At 65.2% G+C, this 20,062-nt stretch carries 19 protein-coding genes; 11 read left to right on the top strand and 8 right to left on the bottom strand.

What is annotated here, in order from left to right; genetic code table 11:
- Window positions 1–6: 6 nt before the first annotated feature.
- From RDV55_RS06100 to RDV55_RS06120, 5 genes are all read left to right on the top strand, one after another.
- Entirely contained in the window at window positions 7–1,008 is a 1,002-nt protein-coding gene (locus RDV55_RS06100) for a phosphoribosylaminoimidazolesuccinocarboxamide synthase (RefSeq protein WP_111823459.1), read from the top strand.
- Between the two features lie 64 nt (window positions 1,009–1,072).
- A complete protein-coding gene (locus RDV55_RS06105) occupies window positions 1,073–1,354 on the top strand; it encodes a phosphoribosylformylglycinamidine synthase subunit PurS (protein WP_111823460.1) in 282 nt (93 codons plus the stop codon).
- Window positions 1,351–2,058: a phosphoribosylformylglycinamidine synthase subunit PurQ gene (gene purQ / locus RDV55_RS06110; RefSeq protein WP_111823461.1), complete on the top strand. Its 708-nt coding sequence runs from the start codon at window positions 1,351–1,353 to the stop codon at window positions 2,056–2,058. Before RDV55_RS06105 ends, purQ begins: the two co-directional genes overlap by 4 nt.
- 68 nt (window positions 2,059–2,126) lie before the next feature.
- Window positions 2,127–4,484 carry a phosphoribosylformylglycinamidine synthase subunit PurL gene (gene purL / locus RDV55_RS06115; protein ID WP_111823462.1) on the top strand — a complete coding sequence of 786 codons (2,358 nt, stop codon included), beginning with the start codon at window positions 2,127–2,129 and terminating at the stop codon, window positions 4,482–4,484.
- 1,352 nt (window positions 4,485–5,836) lie between these two features.
- Window positions 5,837–6,604 (top strand): CDP-alcohol phosphatidyltransferase family protein, encoded by a 768-nt coding sequence (locus RDV55_RS06120; protein WP_111823463.1) that lies wholly within the window; start codon window positions 5,837–5,839, stop codon window positions 6,602–6,604.
- Between the two features lie 360 nt (window positions 6,605–6,964).
- Here the strand turns inward: RDV55_RS06120 and RDV55_RS06125 are convergent, their stop codons facing one another.
- Window positions 6,965–7,867, bottom strand: a complete 903-nt coding sequence (locus tag RDV55_RS06125) for a cytochrome C oxidase subunit IV (RefSeq protein WP_111823464.1) — start codon at window positions 7,865–7,867, stop codon at window positions 6,965–6,967.
- 101 nt (window positions 7,868–7,968) lie between these two features.
- Here RDV55_RS06125 and RDV55_RS06130 point away from each other — a divergent pair, with 101 nt between their 5' ends.
- On the top strand, window positions 7,969–8,337 hold the full coding sequence (locus RDV55_RS06130; protein ID WP_111823465.1) for a sterol carrier family protein: 369 nt from the start codon (window positions 7,969–7,971) through the stop codon (window positions 8,335–8,337).
- A 31-nt stretch (window positions 8,338–8,368) separates the two neighbouring features.
- Here the strand turns inward: RDV55_RS06130 and RDV55_RS06135 are convergent, their stop codons facing one another.
- The gene (locus tag RDV55_RS06135; protein WP_111823466.1) at window positions 8,369–8,647 is read right to left on the bottom strand and encodes a DUF4235 domain-containing protein; all 279 of its coding nucleotides are present in this window, start codon (window positions 8,645–8,647) and stop codon (window positions 8,369–8,371) included.
- A gap of 141 nt (window positions 8,648–8,788) precedes the next feature.
- Here RDV55_RS06135 and RDV55_RS06140 point away from each other — a divergent pair, with 141 nt between their 5' ends.
- A complete protein-coding gene (locus RDV55_RS06140; protein WP_111823467.1) occupies window positions 8,789–10,084 on the top strand; it encodes a type 2 periplasmic-binding domain-containing protein in 1,296 nt (431 codons plus the stop codon).
- Window positions 10,085–10,114: 30 nt separating this feature from the next.
- Here RDV55_RS06140 and RDV55_RS06145 read toward each other — a convergent pair whose 3' ends face one another.
- Window positions 10,115–11,434: a DUF4921 family protein gene (locus RDV55_RS06145; RefSeq protein ID WP_111823468.1), complete on the bottom strand. Its 1,320-nt coding sequence runs from the start codon at window positions 11,432–11,434 to the stop codon at window positions 10,115–10,117.
- 19 nt (window positions 11,435–11,453) lie between these two features.
- Window positions 11,454–12,332, bottom strand: coding sequence for an aldo/keto reductase (locus RDV55_RS06150; RefSeq protein WP_111823469.1), 879 nt, complete (start codon window positions 12,330–12,332; stop codon window positions 11,454–11,456).
- A gap of 624 nt (window positions 12,333–12,956) precedes the next feature.
- Here RDV55_RS06150 and RDV55_RS06155 point away from each other — a divergent pair.
- The 4 genes from RDV55_RS06155 to RDV55_RS06170 are packed head-to-tail and all read left to right on the top strand — an operon-like array spanning window position 12,957 to window position 17,453.
- On the top strand, window positions 12,957–13,565 hold the full coding sequence (locus RDV55_RS06155) for a PadR family transcriptional regulator (RefSeq protein WP_111823470.1): 609 nt from the start codon (window positions 12,957–12,959) through the stop codon (window positions 13,563–13,565).
- A complete protein-coding gene (locus tag RDV55_RS06160; protein WP_111823471.1) occupies window positions 13,562–14,299 on the top strand; it encodes an ABC transporter ATP-binding protein in 738 nt (245 codons plus the stop codon). Before RDV55_RS06155 ends, RDV55_RS06160 begins: the two co-directional genes overlap by 4 nt.
- A 20-nt stretch (window positions 14,300–14,319) precedes the next feature.
- Entirely contained in the window at window positions 14,320–17,022 is a 2,703-nt protein-coding gene (locus RDV55_RS06165; protein ID WP_111823472.1) for an ABC transporter permease, read from the top strand.
- Between the two features lie 8 nt (window positions 17,023–17,030).
- A complete protein-coding gene (locus tag RDV55_RS06170) occupies window positions 17,031–17,453 on the top strand; it encodes an RNA-binding S4 domain-containing protein (RefSeq protein ID WP_111823473.1) in 423 nt (140 codons plus the stop codon).
- A gap of 167 nt (window positions 17,454–17,620) precedes the next feature.
- Here the strand turns inward: RDV55_RS06170 and RDV55_RS06175 are convergent, their stop codons facing one another.
- The 4 genes from RDV55_RS06175 to RDV55_RS06190 all read right to left on the bottom strand — a co-directional run bounded on the left by RDV55_RS06175 (window position 17,621) and on the right by RDV55_RS06190 (window position 20,022).
- Window positions 17,621–18,352, bottom strand: coding sequence for a hypothetical protein (locus RDV55_RS06175; RefSeq protein WP_245907666.1), 732 nt, complete (start codon window positions 18,350–18,352; stop codon window positions 17,621–17,623).
- Window positions 18,349–18,759: a DUF2510 domain-containing protein gene (locus tag RDV55_RS06180; RefSeq protein ID WP_111823474.1), complete on the bottom strand. Its 411-nt coding sequence runs from the start codon at window positions 18,757–18,759 to the stop codon at window positions 18,349–18,351. The genes RDV55_RS06175 and RDV55_RS06180 overlap by 4 nt, the downstream gene beginning before the upstream one ends.
- Before the next feature lie 175 nt (window positions 18,760–18,934).
- Entirely contained in the window at window positions 18,935–19,618 is a 684-nt protein-coding gene (locus RDV55_RS06185) for a hypothetical protein (RefSeq protein ID WP_111823475.1), read from the bottom strand.
- Window positions 19,615–20,022 (bottom strand): DUF2510 domain-containing protein, encoded by a 408-nt coding sequence (locus tag RDV55_RS06190; RefSeq protein WP_165835842.1) that lies wholly within the window; start codon window positions 20,020–20,022, stop codon window positions 19,615–19,617. The genes RDV55_RS06185 and RDV55_RS06190 overlap by 4 nt, the downstream gene beginning before the upstream one ends.
- Window positions 20,023–20,062: the final 40 nt, after the last annotated feature.

Below are 20,062 nucleotides of genomic sequence, written 5' to 3' on the forward strand. Positions count from 1 at the left end.
AGCACCATGACCGCCACCCTTCACGGCTGGACCCCGCTGAGCGCGGGCAAGGTTCGCGACATATACGCTCCCGACGAGGCCGTGGTCGGCCCCGCGACGCAGACCGCCACCCCGGCGGGTCGTCCGCGCCACGCGAAGGCGGGTCCGGAGGCGCTCCTCATGGTCACTTCTGATCGCATTAGCGCCTACGACTACGTGCTGCCGACGCTCATTCCCGGCAAGGGTGCCGTCCTTAACCAGCTCGCCATCTGGTGGATGGGGCAGCTGCGTCACGTCGTGGAAAACCACCTGCTGGCTGTTGGAGCGAAGGCCCCGGCTGAGGCCTCGCGCGCCCTGGAAGGCGCGCAACCCACGCGCTTCGAGGTGCCCGCGCAGGTGGACGGGCGTGCGGTCGTGTGCCGCAGCCTGCACATGATCCCCATCGAGTGCGTCGTGCGCGGCTATCTGAGCGGCTCCGGCCTGGCCGAGTATCGCCAGAGCGGCTCCGTGTGCGGCATCAATCTGCCCGACGGGCTGACCGAGGCCTCTCGCCTTGAGGAGCCGATCTTCACCCCCGCCGCGAAGGCCGAGGTCGGCGAGCACGACGAGAACATTACCTTCGAGCAGACCGTCGAGCGCGTCGGTGAGGAGCTCGCGGTAGCGATCCGTGACCTGTCGATCGCTCTGTATCGGGCCGCCCGCGACATCGCAGCGCAGCGCGGCATCATCATCGCGGATACCAAGTTCGAGTTCGGCATCGACGTAACCACCGGCGCGCTCGTGCTGGCGGACGAGATCCTGACGCCGGACTCCTCGCGCTTCTGGTCAGCCGAGCAGTGGGTCGAGGGGCAGGTCACCCCCAGCTTCGACAAGCAGTACGTGCGCGACTGGCTGGTCTCCGACGAAGCCGGCTGGGACCGTGCATCGGGCGACAACCCGCCCGCCCTGCCCGACTCCGTGGCAGCCGCGACCGCCGCGCGTTACGTCGAGGCCTACCGCCGACTCACCGGGTCGGACCCCATCCTGTAAGCAAACGTGCCCGCCGGGCAAGGTGCGCGGCGGGATCCTCACCAACAACACAAGGAGGAACGCCGTGGGGCGAATCATCGTGGAAGTGATGCCAAAGCCTGAGATCCTGGATCCGCAGGGTAAGGCTGTCGGTTCGGCGCTACCCAGGCTCGGAATCACGAGCTTTACCGCCGTGCGCCAGGGTAAGTGCTTCCACCTGAGCGTGGACGGTCCCGTCACCGACGAGCTCCTGAAGCAGGCCCGCAAGGCCGCCGAAGAGGTCCTATCCAACCCAATCATCGAGGACGTCGTGCGCGTCGAGGCCATCGACGAGGCCGACGCCCGTTACGCGGGAGGCGTGCAGTGAGGCGCGTCGGAGTCGTCACCTTCCCCGGCACCCTCGACGACCGTGACGCCGCCCGCGCGGTTGAAATCGCTGGAGCCGAGGCCGTGTCCCTGTGGCACAAGGACGCCGACCTGCGCGGCGTCGACGCGGTCGTTATCCCCGGTGGCTTCTCCTACGGCGACTACCTGCGCTGCGGCGCGATCGCGGCGACCGCTCCCGTCATGAGCGAGATCGTGCGTGAAGCCGGACGAGGCCTACCCGTCCTGGGCATCTGCAACGGCTTCCAGGTGCTGTGCGAGTCGCACCTGCTGCCCGGCGCGCTCATCCGTAACGATCACCAGAAGTTCCTGTGCCGCGACCAGGTGCTGCGCATCGAGAACGCGGACACCGCGTGGACGCGCGCGTACAGTGCCGGCGAGACCATCACGGTCCCCCTCAAGAACGGCGAAGGCAACTTCCAGGCGTCCCCCGCCGAGCTTGAACGCCTCGAAGGCGAAGGGCGCGTCGTGTTCCGCTACGTCGACTTCAACCCCAACGGCAGCGCGGGCGACATCGCGGGCGTCACCAACGCCGCGGGGAACGTCGTCGGCCTGATGCCCCACCCCGAGCACGCGACCGAGGTCGGTTTCGGCCCCCTCGCCCTCGGCCCCGACGGTGCGAGCCACCACGGCGGCACCGACGGCCTGGGAATCTTCCGTTCCGTCCTCGCATCCCTCGTCGGCTGACGACGCCACCGCGCCCTCTCCGCGAGGGAGCCCCGGCTTCGTCCCAGACCTTTCGAATGGAAAAACGAATGACCTCCGAATTCACCCGCGAGCTGCCCGACACCGTCGAGAACGCCGCCGCGACCCCCGGCCAGGACATGCCCTGGAAGGAACTCGGCCTCAAAGAGGACGAATACCAGCGCATCTGCGACATTCTCGGGCGCCGACCCACCAACGCCGAGCTCGCCATGTACTCCGTCATGTGGTCCGAGCACTGCTCCTACAAGTCCTCCAAGAAGCACCTCGCCGAGCAATTCGGCGCGCGCACGACCGAAGCCATGAGGAAGAACCTCCTCGTCGGCATGGGCCAGAACGCCGGCGTGGTCGACATCGGCGGCGGTTGGGCCGTGACCTTCAAGGTCGAGTCCCACAACCACCCGTCCTTCGTCGAGCCCTACCAGGGTGCGGCCACCGGCGTGGGCGGCATCGTCCGCGACATCATCTCCATGGGAGCGCGTCCGATCGCCGTCATGGACCAGCTGCGCTTCGGTGCGGTCGACCACCCCGACACTGCGCGCGTCGTCCACGGCGTCGTCTCCGGCGTCGGCGGCTACGGCAACTGCCTGGGCCTGCCTAACGTCGGCGGTGAAACTGAGTTCGACCCCTCCTACCAGGGCAACCCCCTCGTCAACGCACTGTGCATCGGCAAGCTACGCCACGACGACATCCATCTGGCCAACGCGACCGGCGAAGGCAACCTTGTCGTCCTCTTCGGCGCGCGCACCGGAGGCGACGGCATCGGCGGTGCCTCCATCCTCGCCTCCGAGACCTTCGAAGACGGCATGCCCGCCAAGCGTCCCTCCGTCCAGGTGGGCGACCCCTTCATGGAGAAGGTCCTCATCGAGTGCTGTCTCGACCTGTTCGAGGCCGGTGTCGTCCAGGGCATCCAGGACCTCGGCGCGGCCGGCATCTCGTGCGCGACCTCCGAGCTGGCTTCCAACGGCGACTCCGGCATGCACGTGGACCTTGAGAACGTTCTCCTGCGCGACCCCACGCTCACCGCGGGCGAGATCCTCATGAGCGAGTCCCAGGAACGCATGATGGCGATCGTGACGCCACAGGATCGCGAGCGCTTCTTCGAGATCATCGACAAGTGGGACGTCGAGGCCGCGGTCATCGGTCACCTGACCGGCGACGGCCGCCTGACCATCGACCATCACGGCCACCGCATCGTCGACGTGGACCCGAAGACCGTCGCCCACGAGGGCCCCGTCTATGACCGCCCCTACGCGCGCCCCGCGTGGCAGGATGAGCTGCAGGCCGCCACCTCCGAGGAGCTTACGCGTCCCGCCACGCGCGAGGAGCTCATCGCCGACGTGAAGGCCGTTCTGTCCGACATCAACCAGGCCTCCAAGTCCTGGGTGACCGACCAGTACGACCGCTACGTGCAGGGCAACACCGCCCTGGCCCAGCCCGACGACGCGGGTGTCATCCGTATCGACGAGGAAAGTGGGCTCGGCGTGGCCCTCTCGACGGACGCGAACGGCTGGTACACCAAGCTCGACCCGGCAGCGGGCGCCCGCCAGGCCCTCGCCGAGTCCTACCGCAACGTCGCTGTTGTCGGCGCCGAACCCGTCGCCATCACGGACTGCCTGAACTTCGGCAACCCCGAAGACACGGACGCCATGTGGCAGCTCGTCACCGCCATGACCGCGCTCGCGGACGGCTGCATCGAGCTCGAGATCCCCGTGACCGGTGGCAACGTGTCGCTGTACAACTCGTCGGGCACCGAGAAGGGCCTGCCGAACTCGTCGATCAACCCGACGCCCGTCATCGGCATGCTCGGCATTCTCCCCGACGTCACGCGCGCTAACCCCTCCGGCTTCACCGAAGAGGGCCTCGCCGTCATCCTCCTGGGCACCACCCGCGAGGAGTTCGACGGGTCCGCCTGGGCGCGCATCGCCCGCTCGCACCTCGGTGGCCTCCCGCCGCAGGTCGACCTGTCGGCCGAGGTCGCCCTCGGTAACGTCGTGCGCGCGCTGAGTGCCGTTGACGGACCGGATGGTCGACCCCTCGTGCGCGCCGCGCACGACCTGTCCAACGGTGGCCTCGTGCAGTCCCTTGTGGACTCCGCGCTGCGCTTCGGTATCGGCGGCGTCTTCGACGTGGCCGGGGCTGCCCGCCGCGACTGTGTCGGCGACCACGAGATGCTCCTGTCCGAGTCTCAGGCCCGCGCCTTCGTCGCGGTGCCCGAGGCGGCCGTCAAGGCAGTGTTTGCGGCCGCGGAGGCTGAGGGCGTGGACGCCGTGCGCATCGGCACGACGGGGGGCGACATGCTCGCGATCAGCGGCGTCGACCTGCTTGCCGCAGAAGGAGAGGGCTGCGGCTGGATCGCGGACCTCGACGAGCTGCGCGAGCTGAGCGAAACCGGACGCGCGTACTTCTGAGTTGTCGCCTCCGAGTTCTAGCGTCTAGGGGCGCGGGCCTACGGACCCGCGCCCCTGCGTTATACCCCGTGGGACGCGCTCCTGTGCGGTGCCTGTTGTACGGAAGTGCTTTGCCTCGCCTGCTGTATCAAGGTGGTTGTTGCTATGCGGGTGTTCCTGTTCCTGGAGGGACCGGTGGCCCGCGAGTCTCGACGACCTCGCTTCAGTCGGCACCGCGTCTCGAAGCCCGCCCTGGCCTCTGGGTCCTCCCTGGCCCTCCACAGCGGTCGCGCCGCGTTGCTGATGCGTGTAGGGCGCGTCGTCTCCAGCCCCGTCCCGTCTCCGAGCACCGTGACAGCGGCCGGGCACCGCAGTTCGCGGCCTATGTGGTGCCCTCTGATGAGGCGGGACATCGTGTTGTAGATAAGAAGTGCTGTTCCGGATAGGAGAGGCGCATGTGGATAGGTTGTTTTCCTATCCGGAGCGCCTCAGCCTATCTAGAACGCCCAACGTATCCACTTTGTTGTTTCCTATTCACGACGTTTCCGTTTCCGCTCGCGTACCTCGCCGTGTCTTCCAAACCGGCAGGGCACGCCCCGTATGCGGATAGGTTGTGACCCTGGCACGCCCCTCCGCATGGCCCGCGCTGGGTACGATCCGTATGCGGATAGGTTATTGAGGATGTGGATAGGTTATGAGGATGCGGATAGCTTACTAACCTATCCGCGTGTCAATAACCTATCCACATCGTTGCAACCTATCCGCGTGTACTCAGTCTCCTCAGTCCACATGCTCATTCGTTTGAGGGAGCTCGTGCTGTGGATTGGTTCTCGACCCTCCTGGTTCGTACTGGCCTTGGCTGCCGCTGCGGCTCCTTGGCGTCCAGGGGCTGTCGTCGTTCCCCGGTTAAGGGGGATCTGCACGACATGAAGCTGCCGAGGGACGTATCACCGGCGTGTCGCAGCCTCATAAGGTGCAATTCCCCCAGCTCCGGTGTGGGGGAGAGGTGGGTATCCGAGCGTGGCCCCTCACAAGGCGCAATTCCCCCGGCCGACGCTATGCAGGACGGATTCTAGGGGTGGTTGCAACACGGCTCATGCCCCGAGCAGCAGTTCGAGTCCCACCCTCGTCTGGTGTTATTCCCTCGGTTGGATAGGGGCGCAACGTGCCCTCGCGTTGTCCCGCATGGTGGGTGGGACCGACAGTAATCGCATAGAAGCAGCGTGAATGGCCCTCATGTGGACCGGGTGTGAAGCAGGAGAGGGCCTGTGAGACCCTCCGAAGGTGGCTTGTTTGGTCTCATTTTCACCAAAAGCGCACCAATCTTTGGCATACTGAGGGACGGAAATCATCCGCCGTCACAGGAGCTGTCCGTGCCTGAGCAAACCGTCCCCACTACAACTGAGCAGGCCCCGGCCTCGTCCGAGAGTGCCAACAAGCCCAGCGTTGGCCGCGTGATTGCCGCGTGGGCGGTGCATGCGTTCACCATTTCGGGGCTCGCGTGGGCAACGCTCGCGCTGTTCGCGATGCTCGACAACAACATCCCGATGATGTGGCTGTGGTTCGTCATCGCGCTCATCGTCGACGGTGTCGACGGCACCCTGGCTCGCAAGGTCGGCGTTCGTCAGGTCATCCCCTGGTTCGATGGTGCGGTCGTCGACAACCTCGTTGACTACCTGACGTGGACGTTCCTGCCCGCGCTCTTCATGGCGATGCACCTGCCCTTCGGCCCCAAGCCGATCCCGGTCATCATGATGGTGGTCATCATCGTTTCCTCCGTGTTCTGCTACGCCAATGACGGGGAAAAGTCGAACGACAACTACTTCGTGGGCTTCCCGGCGGCCTGGAACTGCGTCGCAATCGTCATGTACGTGCTCCAAACCCCCGCGTGGCTGAACATCGGGGCGACGATTTTCCTTGCGATCATGACGCTCGTCCCGCTGCACTACACCCACCCGGCGCGCGTGAAGCGCTTCCAGATCCCCAACATCCTCAGCGCTGCCGCGTGGATTGTCGCCTGCGCCTACCTGGTGATCGTCTACCCGGTCCAGCCCCTGTGGACGCTGATCCTCTTCGCAGTCGGCGGCGGCTGGTTCATGATTGCGGGCTTCATCCGCACGGCGACCGGCGAGGACAAGTAGCGCCACGCCGCCAGCGCCTGCAAACACCCCCGGGTCTTGTGCCTGGGGGCGTTTGGTTCTCGGAGCAGTTGAGATACGGAGCCGGGGAGGAACGAAGGGCTCTCCTGCCTCTTGCGACGAAGCCGGGACGCAGCGCGCGCCAGCTGATGGTAGACGGGTGGCACATGGACGGCGTGGGTACCTGGGTTGAAGGTAGGTGCTCAGGGGGATGTCTGCGGTGTCTGCGGGCGCGGGACTGGACGGGCTTCGAGACGACGCGCCGAGGCAGGCTCGCGGCGCGGACGGTAAGCGGGCGGGCCGCCGCCCGTGGGCACATCCGAGCAGCCATCGGGGATGGGCTGTGAGTGGATGGCGCTACAACTACTCAGCCAGGCCCTTTTTGACGGCGCGATCGCGCAGGTAGCGGAAGACTTCGAGGAAGATGCCCCCGAAGAAGATGCAGGCGATCGCGAACCAGATGCCCGGGGGAGCGTGGCGCCCGTACAGCAGGAAGTACACGTAGGGGGCCAGGAAAGTCACGGAGGCGGTGACGGCGCCGGCGATGCGATGCCAGAGCTTTTGTCCGGCGACCATTTCGATGAGGCCCCAGGTGTAGGGGATCGCGGTGACCACGTCGATGAGCCACAGGATGCGCCAGTCTCCACCGAAGTGGGGGACGAACATGACGGGTACGGCTCGCGCCATCGAGTATACGAAGACGACGACGTAGGCGATGAACTTGGGGTTGCGGCACAGTCGAAGGAACGGGGAGCGTTCGATGATGGAGGCACCGACTGCGCGCGAGGCGCGTGTCGCGTGCGAGGAGGAGGTCAGCGTGTCGAGCCCGGCCATCGCGATGCGCATGAACTCGCGCTGTTCGTCGCTGCCGGCCGCCCATTGCTCCAGCAGCTCGAGGGGGGACATGGCGATCGGGGTGTTGGCACCGCGCGGCTGTCCAGCCTCGTGGACGATGCCGTCGCCGAAGGCCTCGTGCAGGCGTGCGAGTTGGTCGGTGGGGATCTCGGCGATCCATAGGCGCACGCGGCGTTGAATGGCGTCGTGCAGTTCGTGGGAGAGCGCGTGTCCGGCGGCGGAGTGAGGGGAGAACCCTTCCGCGGCGATGTCAGTGAGTGCGCCGGGGACTTCGACGATGCGGGTCGTCAGGTCGCCGGGGCGGTCGACGCCGGAGAGGGCGATGATGGTGGCGGCGTCCCACTCGTAGTTGCGTGCGATCTCGATGTCGAGAATCGAACGCAGCGTGATCAGGGAAGCGGTGTCACTCACGTGAGGCCTCTCGTCGGAAACGGGTCAGACCCATTGTGCCTGACAAGGTGGTTGGAATGCACGCTCGGGGTGGGCGTGGGCTCGCCGCGTAGAATCGGGGCATGGCGAAACGACGTATTGATCCGGGCGAGGGAATGGCGGCGCTGCGCTCGTGGCGCGAGGCGGTGGAGAGCGGCGACGAGCCGGCACGCGCGGTCGTTCTGACTGCCGTGCGCTTCACGCTTGAGGAACTCGGCATCTTGCATCCTGGCCGCTCGGTCGAGGTGCGTGTGCCTCCCGCGGGAGCGGTGCAGATCCTGCCGGGAACGACTCACCGGCGAGGCACGCCGCCCGCCGTCGTAGAAACCGATGCCGCGACGTGGCTGTCGCTCGCGTGCGGTCTTCTCACGTGGGACGAGGCCATGGCTGGCTCGCGCGTGAGCGCCTCGGGTGAGCGCACGGACCTGGGTCCTCTCCTGCCGCTCGTGTGAGCGGCAGGGCAGGGCCGCCCGTTGGTGGCGCTCAGGCCTCCAACTGGGGAGAGCCAAAGCGTGCGGCGAGCTTGGGAGTGAGCCACTTCTGGGAGCCCTTGTACGCGTAGCGCTGGGCGACGGCGGCGATAGCCGCGGAGGTCGCCGCGAAGATCACCAGGGAGGCGATGGTGACATCGTCGGAATCTTCGGCCGGGATCGGGCGCCCGGTGGAGACCTTCCAGCCGGCTTCGAAGAGCTTGGAGGCGGCGAAGGCTGCTCCGGCGATGACGACGGTCGTGGCGACCTTTTCGATGGTGGCTGAATCCATGGTTGCCTCCTGGCTTGGGGGTTGGTTGTCCCTGTGCGCGTGCACACGATTCCATGATGCCCCACGCGGGGCTCTTACGCGAGGCCCACGGGCGCGCTGTCCTATGCTTGAACGGTAGTGTTCCCGTCCGAAGGATTCCTCATGGCTCGCGCCCGCTCTGTTTATGCGCTCTCGGCCCTCGCCGTTATGGCGACGACGGTGGCCGCCTGTTCGCCGTCTGTGTCGTCGAGCGCTCCCCGGGATCCTTTTGCATCGCCGATCATTCCGGGTCAGAGTGCGCGCGCCTCGTCGAGCGCGACCGGGCACGGCACGATTGATGCTCCGACGCCGCGCAGTGGTTCGGGGACGGTGGTGGTTGCTCTGGTTGGCGGCGCGCAGCTGCCGACGGTGACGGCCCAGGAGTTCACGAAGGCGACGGGTTTCACGGTGGCCGCAGTGCCCGTTGATGGGGTCGCAGACCTGGCGAAGACGAATGCGGACGTTGTTTTGGGGCTCGATGGTGCGGATGCTCTGCAGGCCAGCGCGGCCGGCACCGTCGCGGCCGCACCACCGCAGGACACGGTGACGCTGTCGGGCACGGCGGTGGAGGGCGCGGCGGCCGCTGTTGCCTACGGTCGTGACGATGTCTGCGTCATCGCGGACAAGTCGTGGATGAGTGCTAACGGTCGCCCCCTGCCGACCTCGTTCGGTGATCTAACGTCCCCGCGTATCCGCGCGCTGCTCGCGGTCCCGGATCCGGCCTCGTCGTCGGTTGGGCGCGCGTTCGTACAGGAAGTGGCCTCGCAGACCGGCGAGGGCCTGGGATCCTTTGCGCAGTCTCTGAACCCGCGCGTGGACCCCTCGCTAGGAACGACGATCGGTGCCTGGACCGCGGGCGCACATGTGTCTGAGGAGTATCTGTCCGAGATCGTGGGAGCCTCCGCAGGAACGTCGGGCGCGTACCCGCTGGTCGTTGCCCCGCGTTCCCTGGCTGCCGCCGCTGCGACGAACACGGGCGCGGATTCGTACGGTACGCCGATCTCGTCGACCTGCATCGCCCGCACCATGTACGCGGCCGCGACGGGCTCGTCGGCCTCCGACGGTGCCGAGTCGCTGATCGCCTGGCTGCAGGGAGAGACCGCTCAGCGCTCCCTGGCGACGACGGGTGCCGCGTACCCGATCGATGGCGTCCTTGCCGCCGACACGAAGGCCGGTTGGCTCATGGGCATTACGGGAGAGGCGGTCGTCGCCGATGAGACGATCGGCGCACTGGATGCGACCAACGCCTTCCTTGCGACGTGGGCATCTGCTCTCGCCTCGCCTGCGCCCGCCGCCCCTTCCCAGCCGAGTACGCCCGACCCCGGGACTGAGCCGGGCGCGCAGGACACGGAAACGGAGCCGGCACCCGCGTACGACGCAGCAACCGACCCCGGCCTCGACGATTCGGACGACGAGTAGAAGTCCCCGCGCCGTACGGCCGTTGACGAGTCAGCCTCGCAGCATTGCGGGGCTGACTTTGCATTCCTCGCCGATGCGCATGGGGGCGATGAGGCCCGCTTCGCGCAGCTCGAGCAGATGCGGAACGGTACGCTCGACGACCTTCCACGGATCGATCGTGTTGAGGTAGATGCGAGTTCCGCCCTCGAAACCGGCGAGGGTCGAAATACGCCACTTGAGGAGGATGCGCCAGCGCATCGGCGTGGAGACGGTGGGAGGACGGTGGTACCACTCTTCGTTGGCCGGCACCTCCACGCCCGTCGCGGCGTGCGCCGCGTGGAGGATGTCGGAGATTCCGCGCATTGCTTCTGGGCTGACCTCCCACGGGTTCGCGGCTTCCCCCAGTGGCCAGATAGCGATTCCGGGGAAGCGGTGTCCGAACCCGGCCAGGGCGACGGCGTGCTCGTTCTGGGCGATGAGGAGCTTTCGCGTGGCCGCGACGGTGAAGATCTGATCGTAGATGTCGGGCTGGGCGCGCAGGCGTTCGAGTTCAGCCTCGGTCTGAACGGACAGATCGTCGATTGCAACGAGCTGCTTGTGGAGGTGGTCGAAGGAGGCTCCCGCGGGGCGCAGCCAGTTCTGGAAGGTCGCTACATAGCGGACTGCGGGGTCCAGGTCGTACAGGTCGCGCATCGAGCGGGCCGTGTACGCCGTGTACTGTTCGTGCTCCTCGGGGGAGAGGGTGCCGGACCCGGCCAGCTGGTGTGCCTCGGTGGCACCGTCGACGTAGTGGCGCTTGCCGATGATCAGGTCGTGGCCTCCGGAAAAGAAGCCGTTGGCGTACTGCAGGCGCGCGGTCTCGCTCGTGGCCGCGAACTCGCCCTCGCTCATGCCCGAGGCCAGCATACGGGCGCGCACGACGTTCATGACGTGCTCGTAGCCCGCGTCCGAGGCGAGGTAGTGCGCCATGCGGCGACGGTCATTCTCAGAGGGGATGTGCCCATGGTTGAGGTGCCAGTAGTTGTAGGAGACGATCTCAAACAGGTTGGGGATTCGTCGGAACTCGGCGACCGTGTCGCCGAGCTGATCGGCGCTCAGGGCATCGAGCTGCTCCCAGGAACCGTCCTCGCGGCGCACGAGGCGCGACTTCTCGGGAGGGGTCTCGAGGTAGCGCGCCGAACAGAACGCGCAGTGGTGACCGTCGGCATCGTGATCGATGGGGTTGTTGTCGGCATGCGGGGCGCTCAGGGGGCGGTTGCCCCGACCGGGGACGGTCCACACCTCTGTGCCCGTGAGAAGGTTCTGTTGTTTGACGGTGCCGTCGGCCAGCCGGACGATGGCGCGGTCGGCGCGCGTGAGCTTGGAAGCCATGCCTGTATCGTACCTGTCCTTAGAGTCGATCCATCGTTGCCGGATGAGACCCCGTGCGACCGGCCTCGCCCCGGTCGAGAGCGTCGATGCGCGCGGTCTGTTCGGGTTCAAGGGAGAAGGAGAACACGTCGAAGTTGACGGCCATGCGCTCGCGGCTCAGGGTCTTGGGGAAGACGACGTGGCCGCGATCCAGTGCCCAGCGCAGCGCGATCTGCGTCGGGCCCACGCCGAGCTGCGCGCCGATCTCGACGAGCGTCGGGTCGGTCACCGCGCGTCCTCGCGCCAGAGGGGACCAGGCCTCGAACACCATGCCGAGCCCCTGGGCGTAGGTGCGCAGGTCAGCGTTGGGGAAGAACGGGTGGGATTCGACCTGGAGGACGTGCGGGGTGACCGTCGCGGTCGCGCGCACGGCCTCGACGTGTTCGCGCTCGTAGTTCGATAGGCCAATCGCGCGTGCGCAGCCGGCGTTGAATGCGTCCTCGAGAGCGGGCCATGGCAGGGCGACGTCACCCCCGTAGAGGGTGGGCAGCGGCCAGTGTACGAGAAGGAGGTCGACGTAGTCGGTGCGCAGCTCTTCGAGGGAGCGCCGGATGGATGCGGCGGCATGCTCGGGCTCGTGGTTGGAGTTGTCGACCTTTGTCGTGACGAACAGGTCCTCCCGGGCGATTCCCGAGGCCTCGAGCGCCGCACCGACCTCACTCTCGTTGCCGTACATCTGAGCGGTGTCGACGTGGCGGTATCCGGCCTCAAGGGCCCGGCTCACCGCGTCGTAGGCGTCTTGTGGGGCTACCTTGTAGGTACCGAAACCCAGCACAGGGATTGGCGAACCCGTCGGAAGTGTGAGGGTCGGAATTGGGTACGAGGCCGGGGCGGGGCCTGTGGGAAGCGGGGTGTTCATCGGTGAATCCTCCTGGTCTCCCCCAGTGTAGCCTCCCGCGCAGGGAGCGTGGCGGTCGTTCGTGCCGGTGGGTTCCTGCCTGACTCTTCGGGCTCGTTTGTCGCGTGGATACGAGGATCCATAGCCCGATGAGATGCCCGTGCTGGCGAGTTCCGTTGTTCCGCTGTGCGTGGTGTTGCGCCCTCGTCTCTGGAGGAGCTGTGGGCCGATACTGAGGACGTGCTCGACGAGCGTTCCGCCCTGTGATCGATAGGTCTCAAACTGTGAGACTATCGAGTGACAAATATCTTCGTACTGCTGGTCAGTTGTCCTCGCGATGTGTTCATTCTTGTTTTGGAAGACTTCCGTCGGGAGTTTGGAGGGGGCTGACCGAGCTGCTGGCCATTCGTTGGAATATGGCTGAAAAACTTGAAATAACTGTCTGTAACATGGTTGTACTTTTATTGGTACGGCGGTTGGTTTCTTGCGCATTCCCCGATATTTCGGGAGTCCGCATATAACCAGTCGGTAGGGTTGTTGTTAGGTAATCCACGGCTAAATCTTCGCTTCATTAAGGAAATTGGCGTACGATAGATACTGTTCAACCACAGATCGTCTAAACGTCCAGACAACGAACGGAGAGTTATGTCGGTTCGCAATGCCCTGCTGGCACTTGTTGCGCAGCAGCCCGCAGGTGTCTACCGCCTGAAGCAGATGTTCGAGGAGCAGACGTGCGGAGCGTGGCCGCTGAATATTGGCCAGGTCTACCAGACGATGCAGCGCCTCGAGCGCGACGGTCAGGTTGTGTCTCACGCCGAGACTAACGCGGGCCGTGACTCCGAGGTCTTCGAGCTGACCGATGCCGGTCGCGACGTCCTCGCCGCCTGGTGGTCTACCCCCGTCCCTCGCGAGCACCCCGAGCGCGACGAGCTCGTCATGAAGCTTGCCGTGGCCGCCGCCGATCCTACGGTCGACGTCGAGGCTATGATTCAGACTCAGCGTCGCTCGACCCTGGGTTCCCTGCGTGATGTCACCCGCCTGAAGGCTTCGGCCGACGAGGGTGAGATCGCTTGGAAGCTTATCCTTGAGCGTCACATCTTCGACCTTGAGGCTGAGCTCAACTGGCTCGACCACATCGAGTCCGGGGCGGTCTCCGAAGCCGCACGCCGAGCTGCTTTCGCTGCCGCGAAGGGCCGCTCGATGAGCTGGGCCCAGACTGAGTCCAGCATTTCGGAGCGTGCCGGGGTGCGATGAGCCAGCCTGTGCCACTACCGATCCGGATGGCTGGTGTCGGACATGAGTTCGGTGCCGACGGCGTCCGAGTGAGAGCGCTCGACGGGATTGACCTTGAGGTCGCACCCGGCGAGCTTCTCGCTGTTATGGGGCCCTCGGGTTCCGGCAAGTCGACGCTGCTGTCGATCGCCGGTGGTCTCGAGCGTCCGACTCGAGGAAACGTCTGCATAAACGGGGTTGACTTGGCGTCTCTGGATAGCGTTCATCGAGCCGAAGTGCGTCGCCGTTCGATCGGGTATGTCTTTCAGGACTACAACCTGATCCCGTCGTTGTCGGCCCTGGAGAACGTTGAGATGCCTCTGCAGCTTGACGGTGTGAGCCCCTTGAAGGTGCGTGAGGCCGCGATGGCCGCGCTCGAGGAGGTGGGTGTCGCGGATCTGGCCGACCGGTTCCCCGAGCTGCTCTCTGGAGGCCAGCGCCAGCGCGTTGCGATTGCCCGAGGGCTTGTGGGTAACCGCTCGGTCATTCTTGCGGACGAACCGACGGGCGCGCTCGATTCTCATACTGGCGAACAGATCATGTTGGTGTTGCGTGATCACATTGATGCCGGTGCAGCCGGTATCCTCGTGACTCATGAGGCCAGAATGGCCGCATGGGCAGATCGAACTGTCTTCCTGCGCGACGGTCGCATCGTCGATCGCTCAAGGGGAGATTCATTGAGGGATCTGCTGGCAGGTACTGCACCAAGGATCTAATGAGTCGACTCAATACGCGGATGAGGCGATGGGGAGTAGTGCTCCGCATCGCCTCTCGTGATGCGCGCCAAAGCTTGGGGCGTACGCTCACGGCTGTCTTTCTCATCTCGCTCCCGATCATTATCGCTATCGCAGCGATCACCTTCTGGGATGTCACGACCTCACAGCGGTATCAGGCCTCGTCCTGGCTGGGGCATCGCAGTGATGTGCAGGCGGTAACGCTCCATCGGTCCTCGACAGCCATTGAGCAGGACTTCACGGCAGATCGCCTGTCGAAGACGGCCTCGGACGACGAGGTAGCGGTCTCGATGCAGACCCTCGACAGCTGGGTGCCCGCAGGCGATGAGTTGATCGCTGTGGACACCCTCTACCAGCTGCGCCTGGACAAGCCTGACGGCACCGGCTTCACGGTGAACAATGGGACGCAGACCGGCATGCTCGAGGCTCCGCGCGTGAACGCGGGAGGTAAGAGCGGAGCGTTGGCCGCCGGTCATGCCGTCATCTCCGAAGATGTAGCGCGAGCGCTCTCGGTCTCGGTCGGCGACAGCGTTAACGTGTCCCTGACGATCGCCAAGGAACGTGCGGCGCAGTCCCTCAAGGGAAACGTCTTCGTCGACGCGATCATCCGCGGCACCGAGAGGGCTATTATCGGCGACGGAACGCTTCCCATCGACCGTCTTGCCGTCGCTGGCCGCACGCAGACGGCCTGGTACGTCACCGGACCCGAGCCCGTCACGTGGGAGAAGATCCGCGAGCTCAACGCATCCGGTTTCTCTGTTCTGTCTCGCCAGGTGCTGGCCAGTCCGCCCCATGTCTCAGCCCTGCCCTCGCAGATTGCGCAGTACGAGGTTCCCCGAAACATCCGCGGGGGGAACCCGTGGCAGTACCTTCTTCTCGTTGCCGGTATCCTCCTGATACTCACTGAGATGATCCTGCTCATCTCGCCCCTGTATACCGTCGCTCAGCGCTCGGTGATGCGCACGGCGGCCATGATCGTTGCGAACGGCGGCGACCGCACGGATGGGCGCAGGCTCACGATCGCCCACGGTGTCATTATCGGCATCTACTCCGCCCTCTTTTCCGCCGTTTGCTCTGCGGCCGCGATGGTCGGCATCGGCTTGTGGTCGGGTCTGGGGATCGGTATCGTTCCGTGGTGGCCCCTTGCGCTGTCGGTGCTCCTGCCGGTTCTCCTGTCGCTCATGGCATCCGTGTCCCCGGCTCACACGACCTCCCATATCGACACCTCCGCCGTCATCGGTGGACGCGTGTGGGAGCCATCCCGACTGGTGCGGCGCCGCATGATCTACCCGCTGGCCCTCCTCGCGGGCCTGCCCCTGCTCGGCCTTGCCGCCTGGCTTGGCTCGGTGCTGGCCCTCGTTGTCGGTGTCGGTCTGCTCGAGGCTGGCCTGATTGGATCGATCCCATACATTTTCACACGCTGGCGCGCGCCCAACCGCCGTGCATCGATGAGCATGCGACTCGCTCTGCGCGACGCGGTACGCAACGGCCACCGCACCTTCCCGGCCATGGCCTCGATCCTGACGACCGTGTTCGTCGCCTGCGGACTGCTTGTTACCCTCTCCTCATCTAATGAGGCCGGTTGGAACTCTCGCCCCCACGTGGGTCAGCGCGGTCAGGTCTTCGTGTCGACCGTCGACCGCACCGATTCGGTCAAGCGTTCGCGCGACCTCATGAAGTCGGCAGTCGAGGCCGTCGGCGCCCAGCGCGGGATCACCTCGCGGGCGACGCTCAACGGCCTGGCGTGGAACAGCGGTCCGGGCGGCCCAACCTCCATGGTCGAGGCGGTCCACCCCTACAACGAGTCGACGTTCACGATGTCGATGAACATGGGCACCATGACGGAGCTGGATGTGGCCTACATGGTCGATGACGGCACGTATCTGCGTGAGGCAGGATACTTCTCCAACGAAGATGACATGGTGCGGGCTATTGCCACCCTCAACGCCGGCGGCGTTCTCATCCCCGACCCGGAATACATCGACGGTGCCGGACAGGTGACGCTGCGCAGCCTCGACATGAGTGCCATCGCTGAAGCGAGGGCTGTGGGTGCTTCGGACGATAATCTGCCGGACGCTCAGGTCACGACTGTCCAGACCTTTGTCGCCGCGCCCCTGACGCGGGTCAACGTCATTGTGCTCTCGCCAACGGCAGCGTCCTACCTGGGCCTGCAGGCACGGCCTCTGGGCGAGCTCCTGACGCTCGACAAGCAGGTCAGTCCCGTCGATGCGCCGTCGTTCCAGGCGACGATTGCCCGCCAGGTGCCCGGTGCCTCGGCTCAGGTCATCGTGCCGACGATGCGCTCGCTCGTCCTGCCCTACGTTGCGGCGCTCATTGCCGTTGTTGCCGCGGCCGCCACGGTCGCCCTCGTCGTTTCCCTCTCGGCCTCGGACATGCGGCCCGATCTCGATACGCTCGATGCGATCGGTGCCGCGCCGTCGATGAGGCGCCACGTGACGAGCTGGCAGGGCGTTGTTCTCGCGCTGAACGCGATCCCAACGGCGGTCCTCGCAGGCCTCGTCGTCGGTGTTCTTGCGGTCATCACCTTCGCACGTTCGGGTATCTTCCCGACGCTGACCACCCTGTGGCCGGTGGTTCCGTGGGGTGCCCTCCTGGGCATGCTGATCGGCATGCCGATCCTGTGTGCGCTCGTCGCGATCATCCTGACGCCCCGCCATCAGAAGCGTATTCGTCGCATCAACTAGGGATGCCCATGAGTGAGACCCGCGAGGAAGTTGTCATCCCTGCCGACGCGCTCGCGTCCGCGTCCGTGCGCGTCGATACGTGGCTGTGGGCGATCCGCCAGCTGAAGTCGCGGTCGAAGGCTACGGCCGCCGTGCGCGCGGGGCACGTGCGAGTGAACGGTGAGCCGGTCAAAGCGGCTTTCAAGGTGCGTGTGGGTGACGAGGTGCGCCTGCGCATCGAGGGTTTCGACCGCGTCCTCGGCGTCGTCCTGTTGCTCTCCAAGCGCGTGTCCTACCCGCAGGCACGCACCGCCTACGACGACCGCACCCCGGAGCGTCCGCGTATGCACATCCCTGTCGCGATGCGGGACAAAGGTAGCGGTCGACCGACCAAGAAGGAGCGGCGCGAGCTGGACAGGCTTCGCGGCTACGATTCCCACGAGCACCACTGATCTCACCGGCGAGGCCTGGGCCCCATTGCGCAGCACGTTGACATGGTGGGTTGTTTGTCCCGTCGCTCGCGGTCCTTCTGGGGCATGCTGCTCTTCATCAGCCGTGCCGCAGACGAAGACCCCGCCGCCGAGGGGGCGACGGGGTCAGTGCGATCAGGGAAGCCGCGTCACTCGTTTGGGTAGAACGACGTCGCGCTGATCTTGTAGTACTCGCCCCAAGTGGGGTCGTAGGGAATTTCGAACTGCGCGCTGCCGGTGCCGTTGCTGTCGACGGTAACGGTTGCGACTTCGCCGACTTCATATCCCTTCGATGTGAGCCAGCTGTTCGTCGTGTGCATGCTCATCTTGAGGGTTACTGTCGCGGAAGAGAGCATCGCGAGGCCCTTCTTCACGTTGTCGTTTGCTGTGACGTTCACGGTGCACGCCATGGTCGTTGACGATGCGTTGATGATGCATTCGCTCGCCTCGGTGTCGAAAGCCGATGCGGGGCTGTTATTGGCGACGAGGTCGTTGATGATGACCTGCTTCGCGCACTGCTGCTTGACAATGTCCTGGACCTCGCTGTCGACGCTGATAAACTCTGAATGCAGACTCTCAAACTGGTTGACGTTGTCGGGCGTGATCTGTGCGCACCAGTACGGGGCGAACTCCTCGCCGGCCTGCTGGAGAGTTGCTTGTGCCTCGTTGCGCATGTCTTCGGCAGACTGGGCGGACTGCTTCGTCGAGAAGAGAATCATGGCGGTTGCGCAGGCGAGGAGTACTGCCGCGCAGCAGGCGAAGCGGTTGTAGTACGACAGTCCCCTGCTTTTGGCGGGTTTCGCCGGGATGGTCGTCTCGGCGGCCGAGCCGGAGCCCATGGCGGACGATTCGGAGGTCGGAGTAGAATTGAGGTCGCTCACTGGATTGCCTCCCGCACCTTCTGGAGCTGTTCTTTTGCCTCGGTGAGCATAGTCTGTGCATCGTGAACGTCGTCCTGGACTGCATTGTGCTTACCCGCAGCCACAATGCTTGAGCCGAGAAAGATAGCCGCCAGGATCGAGGCGACGACGGCGATCGCGATCTGTCCGCGAGTCGCCTTCGTGGCCGGTGCCTGGGGCACGGGCGTGAACTGTGTCGGTCCTGCTGCGGAAAGCGCCGACGATCCAACGGGGGAGACGGCTGCCTCATTCGCGGAGGCGTCGGAATCGATGGCTGTGTTGGAACCGGTCGGGGCGTGGTAGCGGTCGGTCCACTGGGTGCCGTCCCACCAGCGTAGCTGGTCGGTTCCTGCAGGGTCTGCGTACCAGCCCTGAACGGGGTTGCTCACGAGGTGACTCCTTTCGCTGTGTCTCGTTCATTCTAGTGGAGCGCCGATACCAGTGATTTTGGCGGTGATAGGCCTCACTCTGGTGCTGATCGTCGGTGAGACACTGGAAACACAATGAAAAAACGGCGGTCCCCACGCCCATCAGGGGAACCGGGACCGCCGTAGACGGTGAGGCTTACTCGTTCGGGAAGAACGATGACACCTGAACGTCGTAGGCGATGCCCCAGCTGGCGTCGACGGGAACGTCGAAAGACACCGTCCCGTTTCCGCTCGAATCAACCGTCAGGGTCGCGACGTCGTCCAGCGTGTGCGACTGGGTGGGCAGGTTCGTGTGCGTGTCGGCAATGCGCATACGCAGAGTGAGCGTCGTCGACGAGAATTCCTCGAGCCGCTTCTGTACCGCGGGCGAAGTAGGGGTCACGGTAGCGGTGCAGGAGGCGCCATCCCCCGTGTCGTTGAGCGTGCATTCGGGCTTAACCGTAAACGCGCGAATGGGATCCTGGTTGGCGATGAAATCGGCGATCGACACGCGCGTCTTGCACTGTCGATCGATCTCGCGCTTGATGTCCGACGATGCTGAGTCATAGCCCTTGAATAGGCCGGCCACTGTGTCGGCGTTCTCCGGAGTGATCTGCTCGCACCACTGGAGAGCCCTCAGCTCGTACCTTTGCCTGTCGGCCTTCATTGCGTCGTTCTTCAGGCTGTTGGCTTCGCTATGACGGGAGGACGTCTTTGCAAATAATGTGATCGTTGTGATCGCGCTGAGGGCGACAATGATGACCATGATCCGGTTGAAGATACTCAGGCCGCGGACCTTGTGTTGTGGAAAGGAAAGGGGGCGGGAGCTGTGCGCGCTCACTTGGCCTCATCCTTTGCTTCCTGGAGCTTCTGCTTGGCCTGGTCGTAGTCGGATTGAGCCTGCTGAAGTTCCTCGCCGGACTTCACATAGGAGGTCGCTGCCAGTGCCGAACAGCCGATGAAGAAGATCGCCAGGAGTGTCAGGAAACCCGCGGTGATGATCTGGGAGGACGGAGGACGCGAAGAGGGCTTCGGTGCCGCGGGTGTCGGCGCTGCGGGCACTTGAATCGGTGCGCCGGTGGGAGGAGGTGCCGCTTGCGGGGAGGGCTCGGACTGGGTAACGACAGGAGTTTCGTCGCCGGTAGGGGCAGGGCGGAAATGGTTGCTCCACTGGCTGCCATCCCACCAGCGTAGCTGGTCGGATCCTTCGGGATCTGCGTACCAGCCCTGGACGGTGTTGCTCACGAGGAGACTCCTTTCACTGTGTCCCGTCAATTCTAGGCAG

It is taken from the genome of Schaalia odontolytica (assembly GCF_031191545.1).
Classification (GTDB): Bacteria; Actinomycetota; Actinomycetes; order Actinomycetales; family Actinomycetaceae; genus Pauljensenia; species Pauljensenia odontolytica.